The 5,805-nt window shown below is 63.8% G+C and carries 7 protein-coding genes; 3 read left to right on the top strand and 4 right to left on the bottom strand.

Going from position 1 to position 5,805, the window contains the following annotated elements; all coding sequences use genetic code 11:
• Positions 1-153 precede the first annotated feature (153 nt).
• Positions 154-609, bottom strand: coding sequence for an Lrp/AsnC family transcriptional regulator (locus tag QRN51_RS07175; protein ID WP_284989253.1), 456 nt, complete (start codon positions 607-609; stop codon positions 154-156).
• Between the two features lie 103 nt (positions 610-712).
• Between QRN51_RS07175 and QRN51_RS07170 the strand changes: the two genes are divergently transcribed.
• A complete protein-coding gene (locus QRN51_RS07170) occupies positions 713-1,348 on the top strand; it encodes a LysE family translocator (protein WP_059388707.1) in 636 nt (211 codons plus the stop codon).
• A 60-nt stretch (positions 1,349-1,408) separates the two neighbouring features.
• Complete coding sequence (locus QRN51_RS07165; RefSeq protein WP_059388708.1) at positions 1,409-1,732, top strand: hypothetical protein; 324 nt, start codon at positions 1,409-1,411, stop codon at positions 1,730-1,732.
• Between the two features lie 22 nt (positions 1,733-1,754).
• On the opposite strand, the gene QRN51_RS07160 is transcribed toward QRN51_RS07165, so the two are convergent.
• Positions 1,755-2,747, bottom strand: coding sequence for a hypothetical protein (locus QRN51_RS07160; protein WP_284989252.1), 993 nt, complete (start codon positions 2,745-2,747; stop codon positions 1,755-1,757).
• 198 nt (positions 2,748-2,945) lie between these two features.
• On the opposite strand from QRN51_RS07160, the gene QRN51_RS07155 reads away from it, so the two are divergent.
• Positions 2,946-3,416: a DUF4383 domain-containing protein gene (locus QRN51_RS07155; protein ID WP_059388710.1), complete on the top strand. Its 471-nt coding sequence runs from the start codon at positions 2,946-2,948 to the stop codon at positions 3,414-3,416.
• Positions 3,417-3,499: 83 nt separating this feature from the next.
• Here the strand turns inward: QRN51_RS07155 and QRN51_RS07150 are convergent, their stop codons facing one another.
• Positions 3,500-4,174, bottom strand: a complete 675-nt coding sequence (locus QRN51_RS07150; protein ID WP_284989251.1) for a response regulator — start codon at positions 4,172-4,174, stop codon at positions 3,500-3,502.
• On the bottom strand, positions 4,167-5,549 hold the full coding sequence (locus tag QRN51_RS07145) for a sensor histidine kinase (RefSeq protein ID WP_284989250.1): 1,383 nt from the start codon (positions 5,547-5,549) through the stop codon (positions 4,167-4,169). Before QRN51_RS07145 ends, QRN51_RS07150 begins: the two co-directional genes overlap by 8 nt.
• Positions 5,550-5,805: the final 256 nt, after the last annotated feature.

Raw genomic sequence — 5,805 nt, 5'->3', positions numbered from 1 at the left:
GGTGTCGACGCATCCGATCGCTTCCATGGAAACACTCTGCCAGGAGGCTACGACATTTTTAGGCCGGCCCCGGAACCAAGCCACCGATACCTACCGACGTTGGCTCGGCAACGAATCCCAAGGCCCCGACCGGTTCCGTCGTGGAAACCGAACTCAGACCGGCGGTCCCGCGTTCGGCTTGAGGTTCTTCATCACCAACGTCGAGTTGAGGCGCTCGACGGCGGGAAGCGCCGAGAGTTGGTCGTCGTAGAAGCGCTGGTAGGCCGGGAGATCGGCTGCGATCACGCGGAGGAGGTAGTCCGGCGAGCCGAAGAGTCTCTGGGCCTCGACGATGTTCGGAATGGCTGCCACCCGGTCTTCGAACTCCGACATCGTGGTGCGGTCAGCCTGACGCAGGGTCACAAAGACTATCGCCTCGAATCCGAGGCCAATCGCCCCAGGATCGATGTCTGCCCTGTACCCACGGATGACCCCGGAAGCTTCGAGATCCCGCAGTCTGCGATGGCACGGAGCCACGGTCAATCCCACCTTTGCTGCGAGCGCGGTGGCAGTCATTCGGCCATCCTCTTTGAGGTGGCGCAAAATAGTTCTATCGATTCCATCAATCACGCAAATATCTTACCGAAATCCCGGCAAGCCTGGCTAAAAATGGGAACACTTATGGGCCGATTTTCCATAAAGTTCATGGTGTAACCGCCAGCCAGGAGCCACCATGAATCCACAGCTTTTCCTCGCCTTCGTCATTGTCGCCGTCACCTTGGCGTGCACCCCGGGCGTCGATTGGGCGTATTCGATTGCCGCTGGCCTTCGGCAGCGCAGTTTCCTCCCCGCTGTGGCCGGCCTGTGCAGCGGCTATGTGTTGCACACGGCCCTCCTGGTGGCCGGACTCGCCGCCGTTTTGACGGGCGTTCCGGGGCTTCTTGGCTGGCTGACGATCGCGGGTGCCGCGTACTTGCTCTGGCTCGGCGTGAGCACCATGCGCTCGTGGCGCGGCGCGAGCTTCAGTGCGGATGACGCCGTCGGGCAGTCCCGAAACCAATTGCGCACCTTCCTGCAAGGCATGGGTACAAGCGGCATCAACCCCAAGGGCCTGCTGTTCTTCCTGGCGCTTGTGCCGCAATTCGTGAGCCCGGAGGCGTCGTTGCCGGTGCCGGTGCAGTCAGGCGTGCTGGGCCTCACGTTCGTCCTATTCGCAGGCATCATTTACACGGTGGTGGCCCTCGGCTCGCGGAAGCTGCTGCAGTCCCGGCCTTCGGCCGCGCGTGTGGTGACCCTTGCGAGCGGCATCATCATGGTGGGCCTCGGGGCTGTCCTGCTCGGCGAGCAGCTACTTCCGATGCTCCGGTGACACGGCCGCTGGGCTATCTCGCTCTGGTGTTCTTGGGCGAGGCAGCCTATGGTCGGCTTCATGTCCGATGACTTTTCAGCTCTCGTGGAGGCCTTCAAGAAGGTCGGCGTATCGAGGGCGTACGGCCCGCCCCTGCAGATCGCCGGAGAAGAACTGATTCCGGTAGCGCTGGTGTCCTTTGGATTCGGCGGAGGCAGCGATGGGGGCAATGCTGCCGGCGGCGGCGGGGGCGGGTTTGTGCTCCCCGTCGGGGTCTATGGCCGCAACGCAAGCGGACGCGTGACGTTCCAGCCGAACACCATAGTTGTCCTGGCCATGCTGCTCCCACTTGTCGGCGCCGTGGGGGTCTCCATTCGGGGAATCATTCGCACGCGTCGGGCGTAGCCGCCCTGCGTTGGCCCCTGCTTTAGTCGCCCGGCTCGCCGAAGTCCTTGTTCCACATTCGGCGTATCTCGATGTCCTTGCGAATCCCATCGACCGCATCCAGCTCAGCGTCCTCCGTCTTGCCGCGCCGGACCCGCTCAGCGACAAAGGGCCTCGGCTTGGGCGTCCTCCGCCTGACCTCAAGCTTCGAGAGGGCCCGGTCCGTGAGGGCGTCATTCCGCAAGGCGAGGCTGGTCTTCTTCCTGCGGAGTACCTCCTCAAGCGCGGCCTGCGCCGCCTCCCGCTCCCCCAACATCCTGAGCGACTGTGCCCGAATCAGCAGCAGCGCCGCCGAGAGGTCGTCCGTGTTGCGGAGCCCCTCAGTCCAGGCGACGACGTCGGCGTGCCGCTCGAGCGCCGCCGCCGCGGTGCAGCGGGCCAAGGCGGAGGGCAACGACGGCGGCAAGCTGGCCAGGGAGTCCAGCGCTTCCGCCGTCTGGCCCGTCTCCCTGAAGCAATGCGAGAGGGCGAGGAACACGGATTCCTCGCTGAACAGCACTGAAACGTCGATCCGCTCCGCCACCTCGATCCGCGTCACCACCCTGCGAAGGTAGCTTGATGAAAACAGGCTGGCGGCGTCGTCGATCCGGATGGACAAGCCCCGTTGCAGAAGTTCCGAGGCCCGGAGATATCCTCCGTGCTTGTACACAAGCAGCCCGGCAATCACGTAGCAGAGGCCAGCCCAGCCCGGGTAGGTACGCGCCAGGGTGATGAGCCGATCCGGTTCCGTGCTGGTGAAGACCGCGTCGTACACCGATTTGGCGGTCTTGCCAGCCAGCCGTTTGAGCCTGGGGACGTCCCCGGCGACGTCGATCCGGCCTGCGGCTTTTCCTCTCAGGACGCCCCAAATCGCACCGCCCAAGCCCTCAGCCAGTCCACCTACCGATGTGCGGACATGTCCGTTCCGGAACGGCGTGATGTCCCGGGTGTCCCCGAAAATCGCTCCGCGCACTCCGGGAACCGATGGCTCACTCACGGTTGCACTGCCATCACGGGATAAAGCGTCGCAGAATCGGGCATCACAGAACCATGCTAGCTGCGCTTGTCCCGGCCTCTCCCCTCTATTTCCGGGGTTTTCGGGAGTAAGATATCCTCGTCGGCAGGGTTTCCGACTCCTTGCCGCGATACGGCCCTCCATTTGAAGGGCCGATGGAAATCGTGATCGGGAGGAGCTATGACTACTGCTTCACACCCCGCGCAGCACCACGCGATGGGGCTGACGCTCCACAACTCAGCACTGATTTTGGGCTGGGTTTTCCTGGCTGTTGGCGTCTTGGGATTTATCCCGGGCATCACCAGCAATTACGGCGCCATGACCTTCGCAGGACATGACTCGGGCGCCATGCTTCTTGGAGTCTTCCAAGTATCCGTCCTGCACAATATTGTCCATTTGCTGTTCGGCGCAGCAGGCCTGTACTTCGCAAGGACTGGAAGGATGGCGCGCGGTTACCTCATCGGTGGCGGCGCAATCTACCTCGTCTTGTGGATCTACGGCCTGATCACCATGTCGAACATGAGCGCTGACTTCGTGCCCATGAACGCTGCGGACGACTGGCTGCACCTGGTTCTCGGTGTTGTCATGGTTGCCGTTGGGCTATGGCTTGGACGCGATGTTAGGGAGGAGTCGAAGGGCCGCGCCATGTAGCGCCCCCTCACTCTGCAGCACTCTGCAGTTGCACGACGGCGACCGTCCCTTTCGGGCGGCCGCCGCCTTTGCGTCCGGGGTGCCTACCCGAGAAGCCGATGTTCGTAGGCAAAGGCCACTAGCTGAAGCCTGGTACGCAGCCCGAGCTTGCTGAGCACACTGCGTAGGTGGGATTTCACTGTCGCCTCGGAGACAAACAGGCTCTGCGCCATCTCGGCGTTCCCCAAGCCTTTGGCCGCCAGGAGGAACACATCCCGCTCGCGCGGAGACAGCTCGTCCATCACGGCGAGGTCCGGCCCGGCGACCGGCACCGTCCTGGCCGCGTGCCGGAAGAGTTCGTGAACCGAACCGGGCGCGATCACCGAGTATCCCGAATACACGGTCCGGATGGCAGCCAGCAGAAATTCCGGTTCGGCGCTCTTGAGCAGGTATCCGCTCGCGCCGGCCTGCACGGCGTCAACCACGGCTTGGTCCCTGTTGAACGTGGTCAGGGCAATGATCTTTGGCTTGTCCACCCCGGCCGCATCGGCTTCCTCCGTGATGCGGCGCGTGGCCTCCACTCCGTCAAGCACCGGCATCCGAAGGTCCATCAGCATCACGTCCGGCCGCTGCCTGGCCGCGAGCGCCACGGCTTGTTCGCCGTCGTCGGCCTCCCAAGCCATGTCCATGTCCGCTTGGCTCTGGACGAGCATGCGGATGCCGGAGCGGAACAGTGGTTGGTCGTCCACCAAGGCCACCGTGATCGGTGTTTCAGCCACGTCCGACGCTTTCCCGCTCAGTGCCCGACGACGGCGAGGCGCCCTCGAGAGCCAGCGCCGGCTCCTGCTCCAGCCCCTCAACGGACGGAACACCCTCCTCTTCCGCTCCACCTTCCGGAAGGAGCGCTGCCGGCCGCGAACCATAGGGGATGAACACCGTCACGCGGAACTGCTCGCCGTCGGGCCCGGAACTGAGCCAGCCGCCGGCTAGGTGGGCACGCTCGCGCATTCCGGGGATGCCGCGCCCCACGCGCTCGGCGGTACCGCCGTCGTCCGTCCCCCCAATCGAAACGGACGCCGGCAATTCCGACGCGACGTGCATGGTCAGCCCGGGGCCGCTCCAGTCGAAATGAAGGCGCACGGCGGTGCCGCGTCCGCCGTGCTTGAGGGCGTTCGTCAGGCATTCCTGCACAATCCGGAATACCGCGAGTTGCTGGCCCGCGCCAAGGTCCACCGGGGTTCCGGTTTCGCTCTGCTGGACCTTGAGGCTCCCCTGGCGCATCCGCTCCACAAGATGCCCGACGTCGGTGAGCCGGGGCTGCGGAGCCACCAGACCGTCGTCGCGCACTCCCTCAATGACGCGCTGGGCGTCCACGAGTGCGTGGCGGGCTGACACCGCGATATTCTCCAAGGCGTCGAGCACCGCTTTGGGTTGGTCCTGGCTGAGATAACGGGTGCCGTCCGCCTGCGCGGCGATCACAGCGAGCGAGTGCGCCAAGACGTCGTGAAGGTCGCGGGCGATCCGCGTGCGCTCCTGCTCCACGACAAGCTCGACCTCGGTCTCCTTGAGGTTTGCTTGGACGAGGACCTTGGACTGGAAGAGCTTGCCCCGGTCCTCATACAGAGCCAAGGCGATGCCGACGGCGGCACATCCAGCGGCGATCAAAATCAGGGTGGAGAAGAGCTGCCAGCCGTAGTAACTCAGGGCGCCCCGGTCTCCCGAATATAGTGGCCTGAACCAGCCAACGCCCTGCCCGTATCGCCACGACAACATCAAAAACGTTATGACGGCTGTGAACACGAGGTTGGCTACTCCTGCGATCGACCGCTGCCTGCGGGACCCGGTCCACAGAATGAACGCCAGCGCAATGAACGAACCGATGTAGATCGCCCAATGATTGGGCCAAGGCGCACGGATGAAATGGATCAATTGACCGAGCAAAAGGATGGCGGTCAGCCCGAGTGACACATAGGGTTTCCACACCGCCGCAGCTATAGCCAAGGTCATCAGAACGAGCATCCAGGTGCCGGGCCAATAGTTCAGCCCCGGCCACGGCCCCATCCTTCCCGCTTCCGCCACGCACCACAGCGTGAAGAAAATGACGGCCGCCGCAGGGGCGCCCCAATGCCGTACAACTTTCAGTGTCTGTTCCATGTCAGCCACCCTATCCACGGCCAAGCACGGGGGAACGCCGATTCCGCGCTCCGGGCTTCGATCTCCACCCGGAAGCCAGCGGATTCATCCTTGGAGCCAGCGCGAGACGTGAGCGAGCGTTTGGGAAAATGCCGGCATAAGTGAGCGAGCGTTTGTCGAACCCAACGCGCGCTCACATATCGGGCCTTAAACCCAGACCCCCGCTCACATATCAGGCCCACATCCCAAACCATCGCTCACCTATTCGGCCCACATC

It is taken from the genome of Arthrobacter sp. efr-133-TYG-120, assembly GCF_030209785.1.
In the GTDB taxonomy this organism is placed as follows: Bacteria; Actinomycetota; Actinomycetes; order Actinomycetales; family Micrococcaceae; genus Arthrobacter.
The sequence above is the reverse complement of the archived record's forward strand: the minus strand, read 5'-3'. Positions and strand labels throughout refer to the sequence as shown.